The sequence below is a fragment of the Rhizobium viscosum genome (assembly GCF_014873945.1).
Lineage (GTDB): Bacteria > Pseudomonadota > Alphaproteobacteria > Rhizobiales > Rhizobiaceae > Rhizobium > Rhizobium viscosum.
The window spans coordinates 607,562-624,464 of the sequence record NZ_JADBEC010000002.1 but is presented as its reverse complement, the minus strand read 5'-3'; the positions used below and the strand labels follow the sequence as shown (position 1 = coordinate 624,464).

The 16,903-nt window shown below is 60.8% G+C and carries 12 protein-coding genes; 3 read left to right on the top strand and 9 right to left on the bottom strand.

Translation table 11 applies throughout. The annotated features are described in order from the left end of the window. The first annotated feature begins 7 nt into the window (after nucleotides 1-7). Entirely contained in the window at nucleotides 8-1,258 is a 1,251-nt protein-coding gene (locus H4W29_RS23755) for a Zn-dependent hydrolase (RefSeq protein ID WP_192731317.1), read from the top strand. Between the two features lie 129 nt (nucleotides 1,259-1,387). On the opposite strand, the gene betC is transcribed toward H4W29_RS23755, so the two are convergent. Beyond that, nucleotides 1,388-2,902 carry a choline-sulfatase gene (betC, locus tag H4W29_RS23750; protein ID WP_192732764.1) on the bottom strand — a complete coding sequence of 505 codons (1,515 nt, stop codon included), beginning with the start codon at nucleotides 2,900-2,902 and terminating at the stop codon, nucleotides 1,388-1,390. Nucleotides 2,903-3,308: 406 nt separating this feature from the next. On the opposite strand from betC, the gene H4W29_RS23745 reads away from it, so the two are divergent. After that, nucleotides 3,309-4,223: an alpha/beta hydrolase gene (locus H4W29_RS23745; protein WP_192731316.1), complete on the top strand. Its 915-nt coding sequence runs from the start codon at nucleotides 3,309-3,311 to the stop codon at nucleotides 4,221-4,223. 3 nt (nucleotides 4,224-4,226) lie between these two features. Here the strand turns inward: H4W29_RS23745 and H4W29_RS23740 are convergent, their stop codons facing one another. Together H4W29_RS23740 and H4W29_RS23735 are read right to left on the bottom strand one after the other, a co-directional pair. Beyond that, a complete protein-coding gene (locus H4W29_RS23740; protein ID WP_192731315.1) occupies nucleotides 4,227-6,230 on the bottom strand; it encodes a CocE/NonD family hydrolase in 2,004 nt (667 codons plus the stop codon). 21 nt (nucleotides 6,231-6,251) lie between these two features. Further along, entirely contained in the window at nucleotides 6,252-7,832 is a 1,581-nt protein-coding gene (locus H4W29_RS23735) for an ABC transporter substrate-binding protein (protein WP_192731314.1), read from the bottom strand. 121 nt (nucleotides 7,833-7,953) lie between these two features. Here H4W29_RS23735 and H4W29_RS23730 point away from each other — a divergent pair, with 121 nt between their 5' ends. Continuing rightward, the gene (locus H4W29_RS23730) at nucleotides 7,954-8,739 is read left to right on the top strand and encodes a helix-turn-helix domain-containing protein (protein ID WP_192731313.1); all 786 of its coding nucleotides are present in this window, start codon (nucleotides 7,954-7,956) and stop codon (nucleotides 8,737-8,739) included. Nucleotides 8,740-8,798: 59 nt separating this feature from the next. On the opposite strand, the gene H4W29_RS23725 is transcribed toward H4W29_RS23730, so the two are convergent. The 6 genes from H4W29_RS23725 to H4W29_RS23700 all read right to left on the bottom strand — a co-directional run bounded on the left by H4W29_RS23725 (nucleotide 8,799) and on the right by H4W29_RS23700 (nucleotide 16,900). After that, nucleotides 8,799-10,430, bottom strand: coding sequence for an ABC transporter ATP-binding protein (locus H4W29_RS23725; protein WP_192731312.1), 1,632 nt, complete (start codon nucleotides 10,428-10,430; stop codon nucleotides 8,799-8,801). Beyond that, a complete protein-coding gene (locus H4W29_RS23720) occupies nucleotides 10,423-11,250 on the bottom strand; it encodes an ABC transporter permease (RefSeq protein ID WP_192731311.1) in 828 nt (275 codons plus the stop codon). The genes H4W29_RS23725 and H4W29_RS23720 overlap by 8 nt, the downstream gene beginning before the upstream one ends. After that, a complete protein-coding gene (locus H4W29_RS23715) occupies nucleotides 11,247-12,254 on the bottom strand; it encodes an ABC transporter permease (RefSeq protein ID WP_007822149.1) in 1,008 nt (335 codons plus the stop codon). The genes H4W29_RS23720 and H4W29_RS23715 overlap by 4 nt, the downstream gene beginning before the upstream one ends. A 91-nt stretch (nucleotides 12,255-12,345) precedes the next feature. Continuing rightward, nucleotides 12,346-13,935, bottom strand: coding sequence for an ABC transporter substrate-binding protein (locus H4W29_RS23710; protein WP_192731310.1), 1,590 nt, complete (start codon nucleotides 13,933-13,935; stop codon nucleotides 12,346-12,348). A 121-nt stretch (nucleotides 13,936-14,056) separates the two neighbouring features. Then, nucleotides 14,057-14,839 carry a carnitinyl-CoA dehydratase gene (locus H4W29_RS23705; RefSeq protein ID WP_192731309.1) on the bottom strand — a complete coding sequence of 261 codons (783 nt, stop codon included), beginning with the start codon at nucleotides 14,837-14,839 and terminating at the stop codon, nucleotides 14,057-14,059. Nucleotides 14,840-14,845: 6 nt separating this feature from the next. Then, nucleotides 14,846-16,900 carry an acetate--CoA ligase family protein gene (locus H4W29_RS23700; RefSeq protein WP_192731308.1) on the bottom strand — a complete coding sequence of 685 codons (2,055 nt, stop codon included), beginning with the start codon at nucleotides 16,898-16,900 and terminating at the stop codon, nucleotides 14,846-14,848. Nucleotides 16,901-16,903: the final 3 nt, after the last annotated feature.

The window sequence follows — 16,903 nt, the reverse complement described above, 5'->3', positions numbered from 1 at the left end:
CTGCGCAATGACCGGCAATCCCGAGATCAATGGAGAACGCCTGCTGGAACGCCTGGATCGGTTCGCCGAGATCGGCGCGACCGCGGGCGGCGGCGTCAATCGTCAGGCCTTGACGGAGCTGGACCGAAAAGCCCGGTTGCTGCTGGCAGAGTTGGCAGAGGCGCGCGGTTTCGGCGTCTTCCAGGATCCCGCCGCCAATCTCTTCATCCGCCGCCGAGGCAAGGACGAGAAGGCGCCGCCGCTCCTGATCGGCAGCCATCTCGACAGCCAGCCATCCGGAGGCCGCTTTGACGGTGCGCTCGGGACGCTGTCGGCCTTCGAGGTCCTTGAAAGTCTTGAGGACGCCGGCGTTGAAACCCAAAGACCGGTCGAAGTGGTTGCCTGGACCAACGAGGAGGGATGCCGCTTCGCACCGGGCTGCATGGGATCATCAGCGTTCTCGGCAGGCGAAATTCCGCTTGCCTGGTCCGACATGGCCGCAACCGACGGCGCGCGGTTTGGCGACGAGCTGAAGGCAACCATTGCCAGTCTTCCGCAGGCCGCGATGCGTGATCTCGGCTTTCCTGCTTATGCATATCTCGAACTGCACATAGAGCAGGGACCTTCCCTGGAGAAAGAGGATATCCCTATTGGAATCGTCACCGGAATTCAGGGAACGCGGTGGCTGGAAGTGACGGTGTCGGGCCAGACCGCCCATGCGGGGACCACTGCGCTCAACTATCGTCGAGATCCGCTTCGCGCGATGATCGCGACCCTCAACGGACTTTACGCCAGTATTATGCCTCAGGACGAGCGTGCCCGATTCACCGTCGGACGTATCGCCGTAGAGCCGGGCGCCATCAACGCCATCCCGCAGACGGCACTATGCACCATCGACATCCGTCACCCGGATTCGTCAGAGATCGAACGTCTGAGTGCGGCCGTCGAGCAGGTCTTTAGCGACCGTGCCGGGGCAGAACGTTGCCAGGTTGCGCTCAGGCAGACCTTCGATATGCCGCCGGCCAACTTTCCTCAAAAGGTGCTCGAGGTATTGGGCAGGGCCGCGGTGAAAGGCGGACTGGCGACCACGAGAATGTTGTCAGGTGCCTTCCACGATGCATTGTTCGTCAACCGGGTCGCGCCCGCGGCAATGATCTTCGTGCCTTGCCGCGATGGCCTCAGCCATAACGAAGCCGAATATACCGCACCACGTCATGTAGTCTCGGGGGCACGCATGCTGCTGCTATCGACGATCGAAATCCTGGAAACCGAGGTTTGAGCAAGGCTTCGGATCGAAACGCTACATTGATAGATGGCCTGTCACGAAGATGGCTGCACTTGAGGAAGGTGCGGTGCGCGGGTGGTCGGGCCGATGGGTGCATGTAGCGCCCAATGGTGGGCGTGAGCGTCATTCGCCCCGTGGAAACCGCTGGTTTTCCTCCAGCACGTTCAGATCCATATGATTGCGCATGTATCGCTCGGCAGCTTTCTGCAGAGGTTGATAATCCCAGGGATAGTAGGCTCCCTCGCGCAACGCCGGATAGACGACCCAGCGCCGAGCCTGGCTTTCTCGAACTGCCGCGTCGAAGGCTGCGAGATCCCAGCGAAGCTTCGCCTGATCGAGAAGCATGGCCAGCGTATTTGCATGGGCCGGGTCGCCGGCCAGATTGACGAGCTCGCGGGGATCGGCCTGAAGGTCAAACAGCAGCGGCGGATCCTTCTCGCAGACAGTCAGCTTGAAGCGCCCGGCGCGAATGCCTACCAGCGGCGCGATCGATCCTTCGGCCGCATATTCCATCAAAACCGGACTACGGGTTTTCGTGCCGTTCACCAGTTGTGCCAGGTCTTCGCCATCCGTCCAATTGGCGATCGCCGAAATATCGAGACCGGCGAGACCGGCAAGCGTCGGCGTGACATCGAGAGTGGATACCGGCTGATCGACCAGGGCGGGCTGCCAGCCCGGTGCCGATATCATCAGCGGCACGCGTGCAGAACCGTCGAAGAAGCACATCTTGAACCACAGGCCGCGCTCACCCAGCATGTCGCCATGGTCGGAGACGAACAGGATGACCGTGTCTTCCCGCATCCGTGTGCGCTCCAGCACGTCGAGGATCTCTCCGACCTTCTCGTCGACATAGGAGATATTGGCAAAGTAGCCGCGCCTCGCCCTGCGGACCTGTTCGGCAGTGATATCGAAGGCCCTGTAGTCGCAGGCCTCAAGCAGGCGCTTCGAATGCGGGTCCATCTCGTCGAAGGGGAGCGGCGGGACCGTCGGGTCAAGTGCGGGGCAGTCCTCGTAGAGATCCCAGAATTTCCGCCTGGTGACATAGGGATCGTGCGGATGGGTGAAACTGACGGTCAGGCACCAGGGACGCTCGTCTTGACGGCGCGACAGGTCGTAGAGCTTTCGAGTGGCATTGTAGGCAACCTCGTCGTCGTACTCGAGCTGGTTGGTGATTTCCGCGATGCCCGCGCCGGTCACGGACCCAAGATTATGATACCACCAGTCGATCCGCTCGCCAGGCTTGCGGTAATCGGGGGTCCAGCCGAAATCTGCCGGATAGATATCCGTCGTCAGGCGCTCCTCGAAGCCATGCAACTGGTCGGGCCCGACGAAATGCATCTTGCCCGACAGGCTAGTGTGATAGCCGGCGGCCCGGAGATGGTGCGCATAGGTCGGAATGTCGGAGGCAAATTCGGCCGCATTGTCGTAGACCCGCGTTCGGCTCGGCAACTGGCCCGACATGAAGGAGGCGCGCGCCGGTGCGCAGAGGGGGCTTGCTGTATAACTATTGGCAAAACGGACCGAGCGGGCAGCGAGTGCCCTGAGATGCGGCGCATGCAGGAAATCGGCCGGCCCGTCCGGAAACAGCGTGCCGTTCAGTTGGTCGACCATGATGATGAGAATATTGGGACGGGCCATGATATATCGACGCTGCTCAAGTTCGGGGGCTTTTCGGGGGAAGGGGTCTACCATCATGTCGTCTGAGAGAACCGGCTGTCGCCGGCGGGTGCTGGTCTGGCTCGGCGAGCGCCGATCAGGTCCATTACCCTCTTCAGAAGCGGCACTGATCGTCGCATGAGTGATCCTCTCGGCGGCGTGGGTCGCAGTTGTCCCTTCACGATAGCCAACTTGATGATTGCACACTATCGCCTTGCCGACATCCGTTGTTCCGGGCGCTCGCGTGTGCCTCTTTTCGAGCGGCGGATTTGCCGGCGACACCAGGGGTCGCAGCAAGACAGGCGTGGCGGCGGAGCGCGTGCATGATGCAGTCTCGGCTAGCTGGCTGTCGCCTGACAGCATCTTGCGAGCACGCGGAAGGATCTTCATGTCGATCGACCGACCGATGCCCACCGAAGAGAGCATTCTGGAATTCCTTGATGTCTGCGAAGGTTTTTACCCGCCGGATGCGGTCGGCGCATCGATCGAGCAGCAGCGTCAATGGTATGACGCACTCTGCGCGCGGTTTGACCACGCCCTGCCGCAGGGAATGGTCTATGCGGATGGCATGGTGCTGCGCATACCAATCCGCCGGTATCGGCCACGGATGATCACGACATCAACCGTTCTCCTCTATCTTCACGGTGGCGGATTTGTTGTCGGCTCACTCGAAAGCCATCACTCGATCTGTGCTGAAATCGCCGATTTTGCCGGCGCCGAACTCGTTTCCGTCGATTACCGGCTGGCGCCTGAGTACCGCTGGCCGGCGCAGAGCGAGGATTGCTTCCTCGTCTTGAAGCATCTGCTGTCGTCCGCCGGCAGCAAGGTCGTCATCATCGGCGATAGTGCCGGTGCCAACCTGGCGGCGGGGCTCGCCATCAGGGCGCTGGAGGAGGCCCTGCCTGGTATCGCCGGTCAGGTTCTCGTCTATCCGGCGCTGGGTGGTGACCTGCAGAAGGGTTCCTATGTTGAAATGGCAAATGCGCCGGGGCTGACCACGGCTGATGTCGCTTATTATCGCAGCGTTCTGCAGGCACCGCCGCGCCATCCGGTCGCCGCGCCGCTTCACGCGGTATCGGTCGAACGGCTTGCTTCCGCCTTCATCACGGTCGCGCGATTCGATCCCCTGCGAGACGACGGACGAGCCTACGCGGCCCGGCTTGCGGAGGCTGGCGTGGAAGTCTGGTTCCGGGAGGAACCGCAGATGGTGCATGCGTGGCTACGCGCCCGCCACATAAGCGAGGGTGCGCGGGCAGGCTTTAAGGCGGTATGCGAGGCGGTGCGGCTCTTCGCGCACCGCTGACGGCTACATCAGGTCACGGGCGATTGCCGTCTCGCCAAAATCCTTCTCAAAGATCTTTATCCCGCCTTCATGGGCAACGACTGAGGCGGCGATGATCCAATGCGTTGCCGTGCAACGGATCGATGCTGTCGCAACCGTCGTCACTGACCAACCAGGACGCTGCATGTCGCAAGTCCAGGTCGAGGTGCCCGTCATCGATAGCGGATCGTTCGGCGCGATTGACCAGATTTCCTCGCGCAGCTGCCGGGTGGAAAGACCGGTGCCGGGATGCTCGAAAAGGCCGGTATCCTCATGGATTTCATAGCGCGTGAGGCCGGCCGATAGATCGCGCACCACCTGCCGTTTTGTGGAGGCGGGTGCGTGTTCGATATATTTCGGTAGGGGATCGGGATTGTCAGGCTGCTTGATGTCGATGATCTCATGCGCGCCGAGCTTGGGTAAGGCTAGACCGATTGAGGCGATGTCGATTGTCAGCCCCGGATCTTCCGGCGGCGGCAGCACCATCGGCCAATAGGCCGTTGATAGCGACAGGCGGATACGGTGCCCCTTGCGGAAACGATAGCCGCAGGCATCGAGCGTGATGGTAATGGTTGTCAGTTCCCCCTTGTTCAGCGGCTCCGGTGCGGCATTGCCATTGCGATGAGCGAGGTTGAGCACGCCAAAGGAGACGCGCGTTGCCGTGCCGTCTGGATGGACATCGACGAGCCTTGCGCAGAGATTGGCGGTTTCGGTGTCGCATCTGAGCGTCAATGTGACGGCCGGGCGTCCGAGATAATCATGGTCCTCGACCAGTGGCGCTGTCTGGAAGGTTAACGATCCGGCGTCATCGAGGCGCTGATCGATCGCCAGTTCCGCATCCGGCTTCAAGGTGAACCATTCGCCCGATGCCGTGCCCGTATCGAGCGGCGAGCGCAGATAAACAGGATGTTCCGGCGCATGTGGGATCGGCATGCCTTCCATCAAGGCACCGAACTGCTCGACATAGAAGCACTGCATGTCCGGCTGCTGCCAAATACGCTTGGCGATCCAGAAACCGGGGTCGAAATCGCGGCGCTTGGCGGGCTTTATGGCATCGAGAATATAGGCGCGTAAGGATGGCATGGCCTCAGCGCCATTGGATTCGCCGCGCAACCAATGGTTCCACCAGGCAATGGCTTCTCCGTGGAAATCGACCCGCGGCTTCGGCCAGGCGAAATGCGGATACTTGTGGATCCATGGACCGATCAGCGCCTTCGCTTTCTCGCCGAGACCCTCGACGGCCAGCAAGGGCGTGTTGCGATAGCCATCCGCCCAGCCGGCGATGACGATGGCGGGAATATCGAAGCCCGCGAAATCTTCGCAGATCGACCCATGCCGCCAGAAATCGTCACGGCGCTGATGCTCCAGCCATTCTTCCATGAAGAAGGGTTCCTGCTCCAGGCGCTGCCGCCACATATCGCGCCAATCGTCGCCGACGATGGCCGGATCGGGGGAGCGCGATTGGTAGGCAAGCATGGTCGCCGCCCAGGAAAGCTGGGCGGAGAGGTGGCAGCCGTTCTTGTAGTGGATGTCGTCATTATAGCGGTCGACCGTGGAAGCGATTGAAATCACCGCCTTTAGCGCGGGGGGCTTCAAGGCTGCGACCTGCAGACAGTTGAAGCCGCCCCAGGAAATACCCATCATGCCGACCGAGCCGTTCGACCAGGGTTGCGCTGCGATCCAGGCGATCAGCTCGCAGGCATTGGCAAGCTCGAGCTCGGTATATTCGCCATCAATGATGCCGCTGGATTCGCCGGAGCCTCTGATGTCGACACGCACGCCGGCAATCCCGGCTGCAGCGAAGACCGGGTAGGTGGATTCATCACGCGGGCTTGTCCCGTCGCGCTTACGATAGGGCAGGAACTCGAAGACCGCCGGCACGGGATCCTTCTCCGCGCCGTCGGGCATCCAGATGCGTGCGGCGAGCCGCGTGCCGTCCTTCAAGGTGATCCACTGATTTTCAATGGTCGTGAAGCTGCGGTCTGACATGGTCATATATCCAGAAGCGCTTTAGGCATTAAGCCACACGCGGCTGCCGATGTAGCCGTTGGACATATCGTTGCCGATATCGTCGACATATCCCTTCAGCGTTTTCGAAGAGGCCATGATGTAGTCGTTGAAGACGGGCAGGATCAGACCGCCATCGTCTCGCACCATCAGCGCCAATTGCCGATAAAGCACCTTGCGCTTGGCCTCGTCGAGTTCAGACCTTGCTTGCAGAACCAATTTGTCGAAGTCAGGGCGCTTGAAACGCGTGTCGTTCCATTCTGCGGTCGACAGGTAGGAGGTGGAATAGCGCGAATCCTGGGTCGGACGACCGCCCCAGAACGAGGCGCAGAAGGGCTGCTTGTTCCAGACATTGGTCCAGTAGCCGTCTTCCGGTTCGCGCTTGACATCGATCGTGATGCCGGCCTTGCGCGCGCTTTGCTGGAACAGGATCGCCGCATCCACGGCGCCCGGAAAGGCTGCGTCTGACGTGAGCAGCTGAATGGAGCGGTCGAAACCCGATTTCTTGAAGTGGAAGGCGGCCTTGTCCGGATCATAAGGGCGCTGCTCGATATCGGTCGGGGCGAGGGCGTAGTTGGAATTGACCGGATAGTCGTTGCCGATCGTTCCGTAGCCGCCCAGAACCTTGTCGAGGATCGCCTGACGATCGATGGCATATTTCAGGGCAAGCCGAAGATCGGCGTTGTCGAAGGGAGCCGTGTCGCAATGCATCAGGAAACAATAGAAGCCCTTGCCTGTATTCCGGAGGATGTCGACGGTCGGGGCTCTCTGCAGCATCGGGACGGTCTTGGGGTCGACATTGTTGACGAAATGGACCTGGCCGGAGGCAAGTGCGGCAACGCGGGCGGTGTTGTCGTTGATGACGAGGATTTCGACGCTGTCGACAAAGCCGCGGTCGGAGCGCCAATCCCTAGGGTTTTTCTCGAAGGTTGCACGAACGCCCGGTTCGAAGCTTTTCAGAATGTAAGGACCTGTACCGATGGCCGCCGCAGGCTTGTCGAGGCCGCCCTTCGTCTGGATGATCAGGTGGTAGTCGGTCAAAAGCAAAGGCAGGTCCGCATTGCCTTCCGAAAGCGTCAGGACAAGGTCGCCCGCTTTCTCTTCGATACCGGTGATCGAGGCCATGAGCCCCAGAGCACCCGACTGCGAATTCTTGTCCGCATGTCGCTTCAGTGTCGCGACGATGTCCGCGACGGTCATCTTGCTGCCATCGTGAAACTGCACGTCGTTCCTGATCCTGAAAGTCCAGACGGATGCGTCCGCCGATGGCGCCCAGGACGTCGCCAGCGACGGCAAGGGTGCACCGGTCTTGGGGTCGGATTCGACAAGTGTATCGCCCCAGAGACGGCCAATGACGAACAACACGGAGGCGCTATAGGTCGCAGGGTCGAGCGCATCACTGGTGGCGCCGCCCTTGAGGCCGAGTTTCAGATGACCACCGCGCTTCGCTTCCTGCGCGCGGGCCTCGCACGGTATCAGGAGGCCGTTGGTGAGGGCAGGCAAAGCGCCCAGCGCGACGGCACCGCCCAGGAAGTGACGGCGGCCGATACTCAGCGGCGAAGATTGATCCTTTTCACGTGTCATTGCAGTTCCCTTTTTCAACCTTATTAGAAGGGAACGTAGAGGTCAGGCTGCTTCACACAATTTCGCGACTTGACGCATCTTTCAGCGAGTTTACGCTACTATCATTAAGACAGAGCCGCCAATGCCTCACCTGGTCGAGAACCTCAAGATTGCCTGTGCCACGCAGCGCTCCATTTCGCATCTGTGCCGCGCGATCGATATCAATCGGCAGCAGTTCAATCGATATATCAACGGCCAGACGAGGCCCTCTGCCCATAATCTCGCGCGCATAGCCAAGTATTTCGATCTCGACACAGCCGACTTTGGTCTCGCTCCAAGGCTCTTTCGCGAGCGGCTTCGCAAACCGACTCTAGACCTCAATCAAAGTTCCGAACTGTTAAAGGCGTTCCCAGGAGATCTGACCGCGCTCCGGCGCCATATCGGCTATTTCCAGACATATCATCGCTCACCGTCCTGGCCGGGAATGGTTGTCTGTTCGTGCAGCCGCATTGTCGAGAAGGGTGGGCTTGTGCATGTCAAATCAATGGAGCGTCTGCGGGATCCTGGAAACGGCATCCAGCAGTTTTCGAAATATGTCGGCCTTGCGGCCTTCTATCGAAACCGGATCTTCATTACGGAGCGGGTCGTCGGCCCGAATCCGATACTGTCACAGACGATCCTCCTGCCATTCGACGAGTACCAGCGCGTCTATCTGCGCGGGACGACAATGGGAGTTTCCTGGCGAAGGGAAAATCTCCCCTATGCGTCGCGGATGATCTGGCGGCATGTCGGCGCAGAGCCCGACCTGCGCGAGCTTCTGTCGCGCTGCGGACCACTGCCGCTGTCTTCACGCCAATTGCCACCGACGGTGCGCTCGTTCCTCGCAGATCCGTCCGCGGAAGTGTATGCTGTGCCGGCAGAGTATTGAAGACACCGATTTGCGACGAAGCCATCAGATCCGGATGAGCGCGGCAAGATTTCGAGTCTTCAATTTCCAGCGCTTGCCATCTTCCGCGTCGTCAGTACCCGCTCCAGCCAGCCGATCTCCATCTCGGGTACGGATTTCAGTAGCAGGTCGGTGTAATCGTCGAAGGGCGGCGATAGCGCTTGGGATTTGGGACCGAAGCGGACGAGCTTGCCGCGATGCATCACCGCGACGCTGTCGGCGATGGCGCGCACGATTGCGATATCATGGGTGATGAAGACGTAGGAGAGATGTTCCTCTTCCTGCAGCTTCAGCAGCAGTTTCAGAATGCCTTCGGCAACCAGCGGGTCGAGTGCCGAGGTCGGCTCGTCGCAGAGGATGAGTTCCGGCTTGGCCGCAAGCGCGCGGGCGATGGCGACGCGCTGCTTCTGGCCGCCCGAGAGCTCTGCCGGGTACCGGTTCAGGAAGCCGTTGCCCATCTCGATCTGGTCGAGCAACTCCTTCACACGGTCCGTCTTTGCAGCTCCCCTGAGGCCATAGTAGAAGGTCAGCGGCCGGCCGATAATGTCGCGCACGGTCTGGCGCGGGTTCATCGCCGTATCGGCCATCTGGTAGATGAGCTGGATGCGGCGCAGGTCGTCGCGTGGCCGGTGTCGGACATCGGGCGTCAATGGTTTGCCGGCAAAAGAGATCGTCCCGGCGCTGGGCGACAAGAGCCCGGTAACGACGCGGGCGAGCGTCGATTTTCCCGAGCCCGATTCACCGACGATCGCCAATGTCTGTCCCTTCGGCACATGCAGACTGACGTTGTTCAGGACCTTGAAGCCATTGGAATATTCTGCGCTGACGTTTTCGATCTTCAGCAGCGCATCGGACTGATCAAGAGCTTCGTCCCTCGGCGTCTGCCGGACGTTGACAAGCGCGCGGGTATAGTCCTCCCGTGGCGCTTCGATGATGTGCCGGACACTGCCGTATTCCACTGTCTTTCCATGGCGCAGCACCATGATGTCGTCGGAGATCTGGGCGACGACGGCGAGATCATGGGTGATATAAAGGGCCGCCGTATGGGTTGCCTCGATCGCATGCTTGATAGCCGCCAGCACGTCGATCTGGGTGGTAACGTCAAGTGCCGTGGTCGGTTCGTCGAAGACGATCAGTTCGGGGTTTGAGCAGAGCGCCATGGCCGTCATGGCCCGCTGCAGCTGGCCGCCCGAGACCTGGTGCGGGAAACGCTCGCCGAAACTTTCGGGATGGGGAAGGCCAAGCACCTGAAACAGATAGAGCGCTCTGTTTTTTGCCTCCTGTTTGTTCATGAGCCCGTGTTTGACGGAAGCTTCGATCACCTGGTCGCCAAGCCGATGGGCAGGGTTGAAGGCGGCCGCGGCCGACTGAGCCACGTAGCAGACGCGGGCGCCGCGGATCTGCCTGATGCCATTCCTGCCAAGGGCAAGGATATTGTCGCCATCGAGCAGCACTTCCCCGCCGGTGATCTCGGCACCGCCTCGACCATAGGCAAGTGCCGAGAGCCCGATCGTCGACTTGCCGGCGCCGGATTCACCGATCAGCCCGAGCACTCGGCCTTTCTGCAGATCAAAGGAAACGCCGTCAACGATGGTCACGCGTTTCGGCGCTTCACCCGGCGGATAGCTGGTGGCTTCGATCTTGAGATTGCGGACGGAAAGAAGATCAGGCATCGCCACGCCCTCCCTTGAGGCTCGATGTTCGTTTCAGAAGCCAGTCGACGACCAAGTTGACGCAGACTGCGAGGATGGCGATCGCGCTACCCGGAACGAGCGCTGCCGAAATGCCGAAGATGATGCCGTCCTTGTTGTCCTTGACCATGCCGCCCCAGTCGGCCGACGGCGGCTGGATGCCGAGGCCGAGGAAGGACAATGTCGAGAGGAACAGGATCGAGAAGGCAAACCGCAGGCCGAACTCGGCAAGCAGCGGCGTCAGCGTGTTCGGCAGGATTTCCCGGAAGATGATCCAGAGTTTTCCTTCGCCGCGAAGTTTGGCCGCCTCGACGAATTCCATGACGGCGACATCGAGCGCCACGGCGCGGCCGAGACGATAGACGCGGGTGGAATCGAGGATCGCCATGACAAGGATCAGGACGATGATGTTCTGTGGCAGGACCGCCAGAACCACGAGCGCGAAGATCAGGGTCGGGATCGACATCATCAGGTCGTTGAAGCGCGAGAAGACCATGTCGATCAGCCCGCGCGAGACGGCTGCCGTAAAGCTCAGGATGACGCCGAGCGAAAAGGAGATGACCGTTGCGGCAAGCGCCACGAAAAGCGTCGTACGTGCGCCGTAGATCAGCCGCGAGAGGATGTCGCGGCCGAGATTGTCAAGGCCGAAGACATATTGGGCATCCGGCATCTGCCAGACGCTGCCGACGACTTCGGTCTCCCCGTAAGGCGCGATCAAGGGTGCAAAGAGAGCGAAGACGAAGGCAATCGCGATGCCGATCATGCCGATCCAGGCGGTGATGGGGATGTCTCTCAATCTCATCTTGGATGCCTCAGCCGGGGGTTGGCAATGATGGCGAGAATGTCGGCCAGCATGTTGAGGAAGATATAGACGGCGGCAAAGATCAGGCCGCAGGCCTGCACGACCGGCATGTCGCGCACCGTCACGGCATCGACCATGTACTGGCCCATGCCGGGATAGACGAAGACCACCTCGACGACGACCACTCCGACCACCAGATAGGCGAGGTTCAACGCCACGACGTTGATGATCGGTGCAAGCGCGTTCGGTGCGGCATGCTTGACGATCGAGCGAAACGCCGAAAGGCCCTTCAGCTCAGCCGTCTCCATATAGGCAGACGACATGACCGAGAGGATTGCGGCGCGCGTCATGCGCATCATGTGGGCAAGCACGACGAGTACGAGGGTCGCTGTCGGCAGGGCAATCGCCTTCAGGCGGTCGGCAAAGCCCATGCTCTCATACACAGTTGCGGGAAAGGTGGCGACGCCGAACTTCACCGCGAAAAACATGATCAGCAGGTAGCCGATGAAGAACTCCGGCAACGAAATCGCAGCGAGCGAAATGATGTTGATGATCTTGTCGGGCAGGCGGCCCCGGAAATGCACCGAAACCATGCCAAGCCCGACGGCAAGCGGCACGGAGATCAGTGCGGCAAAGCCCGCCAGAAACAGCGAATTGCCGAGCCGCTTTCCGATCTGCTCGCTGACGGAGTTCTTGCTGGCCCAAGATGTGCCGAAATCCCCCTGCACGGCATTGCCGAGCCACTCGACATATCGCGTCGTCACCGGCCGGTCGAGGCCGAGATCCTTGCGGATATTGGCGACCGCCTGCGGCGTTGCCGACTGGCCCAGATAGGTCGTGGCGAAATCGCCGGGAAGGGCTTCCAGACCGCCGAAAATGAGGATGGAGACGGCAAAGAGCAGGATGATGCTGAGCACGAAGCGCTCGAGAATAAGGGCAAGCAGCGGAAAACGCTGCCGGAACCTGAGACCAGGCAGGATATTGCCTGAGGTCGGACTGGACATGGTGATGGCCTCGCGCTGAAACGTCAGGAGGACCGCGGGTTTTGTCCCACGGTCCCGGCTTCGGTAGAGATCGGAAGGCAGACGCCCGGCGTCAGGCCTCCAGCCAGACGCGGGTTGCGACGTAGCCGTTCGACATGTCGTTACCGATGTCGTGCACGTAGCCCTTCACCTGCTTGGTGGAGGCGTTCACGAAGTCGTTGAACATCGGCAAAATGACGCCGCCCTCGTCGCGGACCATCATCGCCATGGCGCGATACATGTCCTTGCGCTTGGCTTCATCAAGTTCGGAGCGGGCCTGCAGTAACAGCTTGTCGAAGTCAGGGCGCTTGAACTTGGTGTCGTTCCAGTCCGCCGTCGAGAGATAGGCGGTGGAATACATCTGGTCCTGCGTCGGGCGGCCGCCCCAATAGGAGGTCGAGAAGGGCTGGACGTTCCAGACGTTGGTCCAGTAACCGTCGCCCGGCTCGCGCTTGACCTCGATCTCGATGCCGGCCTTCTTGCAGCTTTCCTGATAGAGGACGGCCGCGTCGACACCGCCGGGGAAAGCGACTTCGGAAGTGCGCAGAAGGACCGAGCCGCTGTGGCCTGATTTCTTGTAGTGGAAGGCCGCCTTGTCGGGATCGTAGACGCGCTGCTCGATGCCCTCGGGGAAAAGCGCATAGGTGCTGTTGATCGGGAAGTCGTTGCCGACCTTGCCGTAACCGCCGAGGATCTTCTCCACCATGGTCTCGCGGTCCATGGCGTATTTGAGCGCCAGGCGCAGGTCGTTATTGTCGAACGGCGCCTTGTCGCAATGCATGATGAAGACATAGTGGCCGCGTCCGGCGGTCGAAAGGATCTCGACATTCGGAGCACGCTTCAAGAGGTTGACGGTCTTCGGATCGACACGGTTGATGTAGTGCACCTGGCCGGACGAGAGCGCGGCGATGCGCGCCGTGGCATCGTTCATGCCGATGATTTCGATGGAATCGACATAACCTCGGTCGGTGCGCCAGTCATCCTTGTTCTTCTCGAAAGTGGCGCGCACACCGGCCTCGAAGCTCGTGAGTTTATACGGGCCAGTGCCGATCGAGGCGAGAGGATCGTCCACGCCGCCATTCGGCTGGATGACCAGATGATAGTCGGTCAACAGCAGCGGCATGTCGGCATTGCCTTCCGAAAGCGTCAGGACGAGGTTACCGCCGTCCGCCTTGATTTCCTTGATCGAGCCGAGAACGCCGAGCGCGCCGGATTCCGACGCCTTGTCGGTATGACGCTTGAGTGTGGCGACTACGTCATCGATCGTCAGTTCCTTGCCATTGTGGAACTTGACGCCCTTGCGGATCTTGAAGGTCCAGGTTGCCGCATCCTTCGACGGTTCCCAGGATTCGGCAAGTGCCGGTACGGCGGCACCGGTGAGCGGATCGGACTCTACCAGCATGTCGCCCCAGCAGCGGCCGACGCAGAACATGAATTGCGACAGAAATTTCGCCGGGTCCTTGGAGTCGGTTGCAGCCCCGCCTTCCAGGCCAAGCTTCAGATGACCGCCGCGCTTCGGTTCGGCGGCTTCGGCACTTTCGGTAAAGAGCTTGTCGGCAACGGCAAGCGTCAGGCCGGCTGCCATGGCGCGTCCCAGGAATTCGCGGCGGCTGAGGCCACCGGCGGTCACCCGGCTTGCGAGATATTTCGTGTAGTCGTTCATTCCCCTTCTCCTTCTTATGGTGCGTTGACTTCGATTTTTGGGCATGATCCCCGAACGGTTTCCTCTTCCGTCCAAGGTGCCCGCACGCTTGCGGGAAGATGATGCGGTTGCCGCCGCCTTGTTACCGTCCTTTCCAGTTAGGGCTTCGTTTCTCGGCGAAAGCCCGTGCGCCTTCCAATTGGTCCTCGCTCGAATAAAGCCGGTCGACCGTTGCAAACTGCCGTTTGGTGATTTTGTTCATGGCAGTCTGGAAGGTCGAACCTTCCGATTCACGCACGATTTCCTTGATTGCCGCATAGACGAGCGGCGGTCCGCTTTCGAGCAGGCGGGCGAGATCCCAGGCCCGCTCCATCAGCTTGTCTGCTGTCAGGATCTCATTGACGAAGCCCCAGCGATGCGCCTCCTGAACGTCAAGCCAGCGGCCGGTCAAAAGCATGTCCATGGCGATATGATAGGGGATGCGCTTTGGCAGCTTTATGGAGGCGGCATCGGCAACGGTGCCGGAGCGGATTTCCGGAAGGGCGAAGGTTGCATGTTCTGCTGCCAGGATCAGGTCGGCGGAGAGTGCGATCTCCAGCCCGCCGCCGCAACAGATGCCGTTGACGGCGCAGATGACAGGTTTGTTGAGATCGCGCAGTTCCTGCAGCCCGCCGAAACCGCCGACACCATAATCTCCGTCAACCGCGTCGCCTGCCGCTGCAGCCTTCAGGTCCCATCCGGCACAGAAGAATTTCTCACCTGCGCCGGAGATGATTGCCACGCGCAGCGATGGATCATCGCGGAAATCACGGAATATCAGTCCCATGGTGCGGCTGGTGGCAAGGTCGATGGCGTTCGCCTTCGGCCGGTCGATGATGACTTCCAGCACTGCGCCAACCTGTCGGGTGCGAATGGGGTCGCTCAACCTATGCTACCTCCTCCGCCGGATCAGGGCATCGACTGCGGCCACGCCGTGACCTTCGGGAAGAACCATCAACGGATTAATGTCCAGTTCCTCCAGCCGTGCCGCATTCATTACGACATAATCTGCCGCCCGTGCGACAGCCGTCACGGTCGCTTCGAGGTCTCCTTTCGGGCGCCCACGATATCCTTCGATCAATTTTGCGATCTTCAGGCGCGAAATTGCCTCGGAAATCTCCGATCTCGTCGTCGGCAAAGGCAAAATGACGGAATCCTCCAGCAATTCGACGAAAATTCCGCCGGCGCCGAGCGTTAGCGATAATCCGAAGACCGGGTCGCGGGAAGCACCGACGATCAGCTCGGCGACGGGCCTGTCGATCATTTTCTCGACCAGAAAACCGTCTGTCGCAGCCATCTTTGATGCGGCATCCGATACGGCCTTGGCATCCTTCAGGTTGAGTGCGACAGCGCCTGCTTCGGTCTTGTGTGCGACGCCAAGAGCTTTGAGGACAACAGGAAAGCCGAGCCGTTCAGCACAATCCGCCGCCTGAAGCGGCGAACTTGCAACCCGACCTTTGGGGATCCGAAGGCCGGCGAGATCGAGTTCGGTCTTTGCGTCAGCCTCCGTCAGCGTTTCGATTGCGCCTTCGACAGACGCCACGCTGAGAAGCGGCAGGCAAGGCGGTTTGCGCCAGGTATCGCCGATGCCGGCTGCGACTTCCGCGGCAATCAGGGTCTCATCAATACCGCAGAAGGGAACGACGCCTTCCGCGATCAGACGGTCGGCAACAGCCTCCGGCATGGTTTCAGGTAGGGTCGCCAGGATCCCGGCAAGCGCGCCTGTCGCAGATGCCGCAGCGGCGACCGCGTCAGCCGTCGTCACCCAGTCTGCTGCCTCGCATCGATCGGCACGGGGAAAATCGAGGACGACGAGATTGAGGTCATAGCTACCTTCGAACATGGCGGTGAAAGCCTCTGTCTGACGCGCACGATCGCCCCACACGAACGTGTGGTAATCGAGCGGATTGGAGAGCGTCACCATGTCGCCGAGTATGCCTCTCAGGCGCGGCAGTTGCTTTGATTCAAGATCTCTGAACGTGACGGCGCGTCCGATGGCAGCATCCGCCATCAGGGAGGCTTCGCCACCCGAGCAACTCATCGAGGAGATCGAGGCACCTTGCAGCGGGCCTGCGACATGCAGGAGTTTCAGCGTTTCAAGCAACGCTGGCAGCGTTTCGACGCGGCCGATGCCGAGGCGGGCAAGCACTGCATCGGCCACCGCATCGCCGCCGGCAAGGGATGCGGTATGGGAGAGCGTTGCCTGCCTTGCCTGTTCGGACTTGCCGACTTTCAAAACAACAACGGGCTTTTTCGTCAGGCGGGCTACGGCGGCAAGGCGCTCGAGCGCGGCTTTGTCTCCAAAGCCTTCGACATGCAGGCCAAGCGCCGTCACGCGCGGGTCGGAAAGCAGGCCACAGGCGATATCGGACAGCGAGGTTTGGGCCTGATTGCCTGATGTCACGACATAGGCGATCGGCAGACCGCGCGTCTGCATGGTCAGGTTGAGTGCTATATTCGACGATTGGGTCAGGATCGCCACGCCACGTTCGACGCGCGTCATGCCGTGCTGGTCGGGCCAGAGAAGTGCGCCGTCGAGGCCGTTGATGAAGCCATAGCAGTTTGGTCCGAGGATCGGCATGTCGCCGGCGGCGTCGACCAATGCCTGTTGCAGGTCGCTGCCATCGGCAAGCTCCGCCACCGCCTCGCTGAAGCCCGAGGCATAACAGACCGCACCGCCGGCACCCGCTGCCGACAGGCTGCGCACGATCTCAATGGTCAATATCCGGTTGACACCGACGAAGGCCGCGTCTGGTGGTGACGGCAGTTCGGAAACGCTTCTGTAGCAGCGTCGCCCGAGGACCTCGTCGAGCGTCGGGTGAACGGGCCAGAGCTCGCCGGCAAATCCCATCCGGTCGCACTGCTCGATCACCCGACGCGCTTCGCGGCCGCCGAAGACGGCGATCGTTTGCGGTCTGAACAGGCGGTCGAGCGCGCGTACTGTCATCGG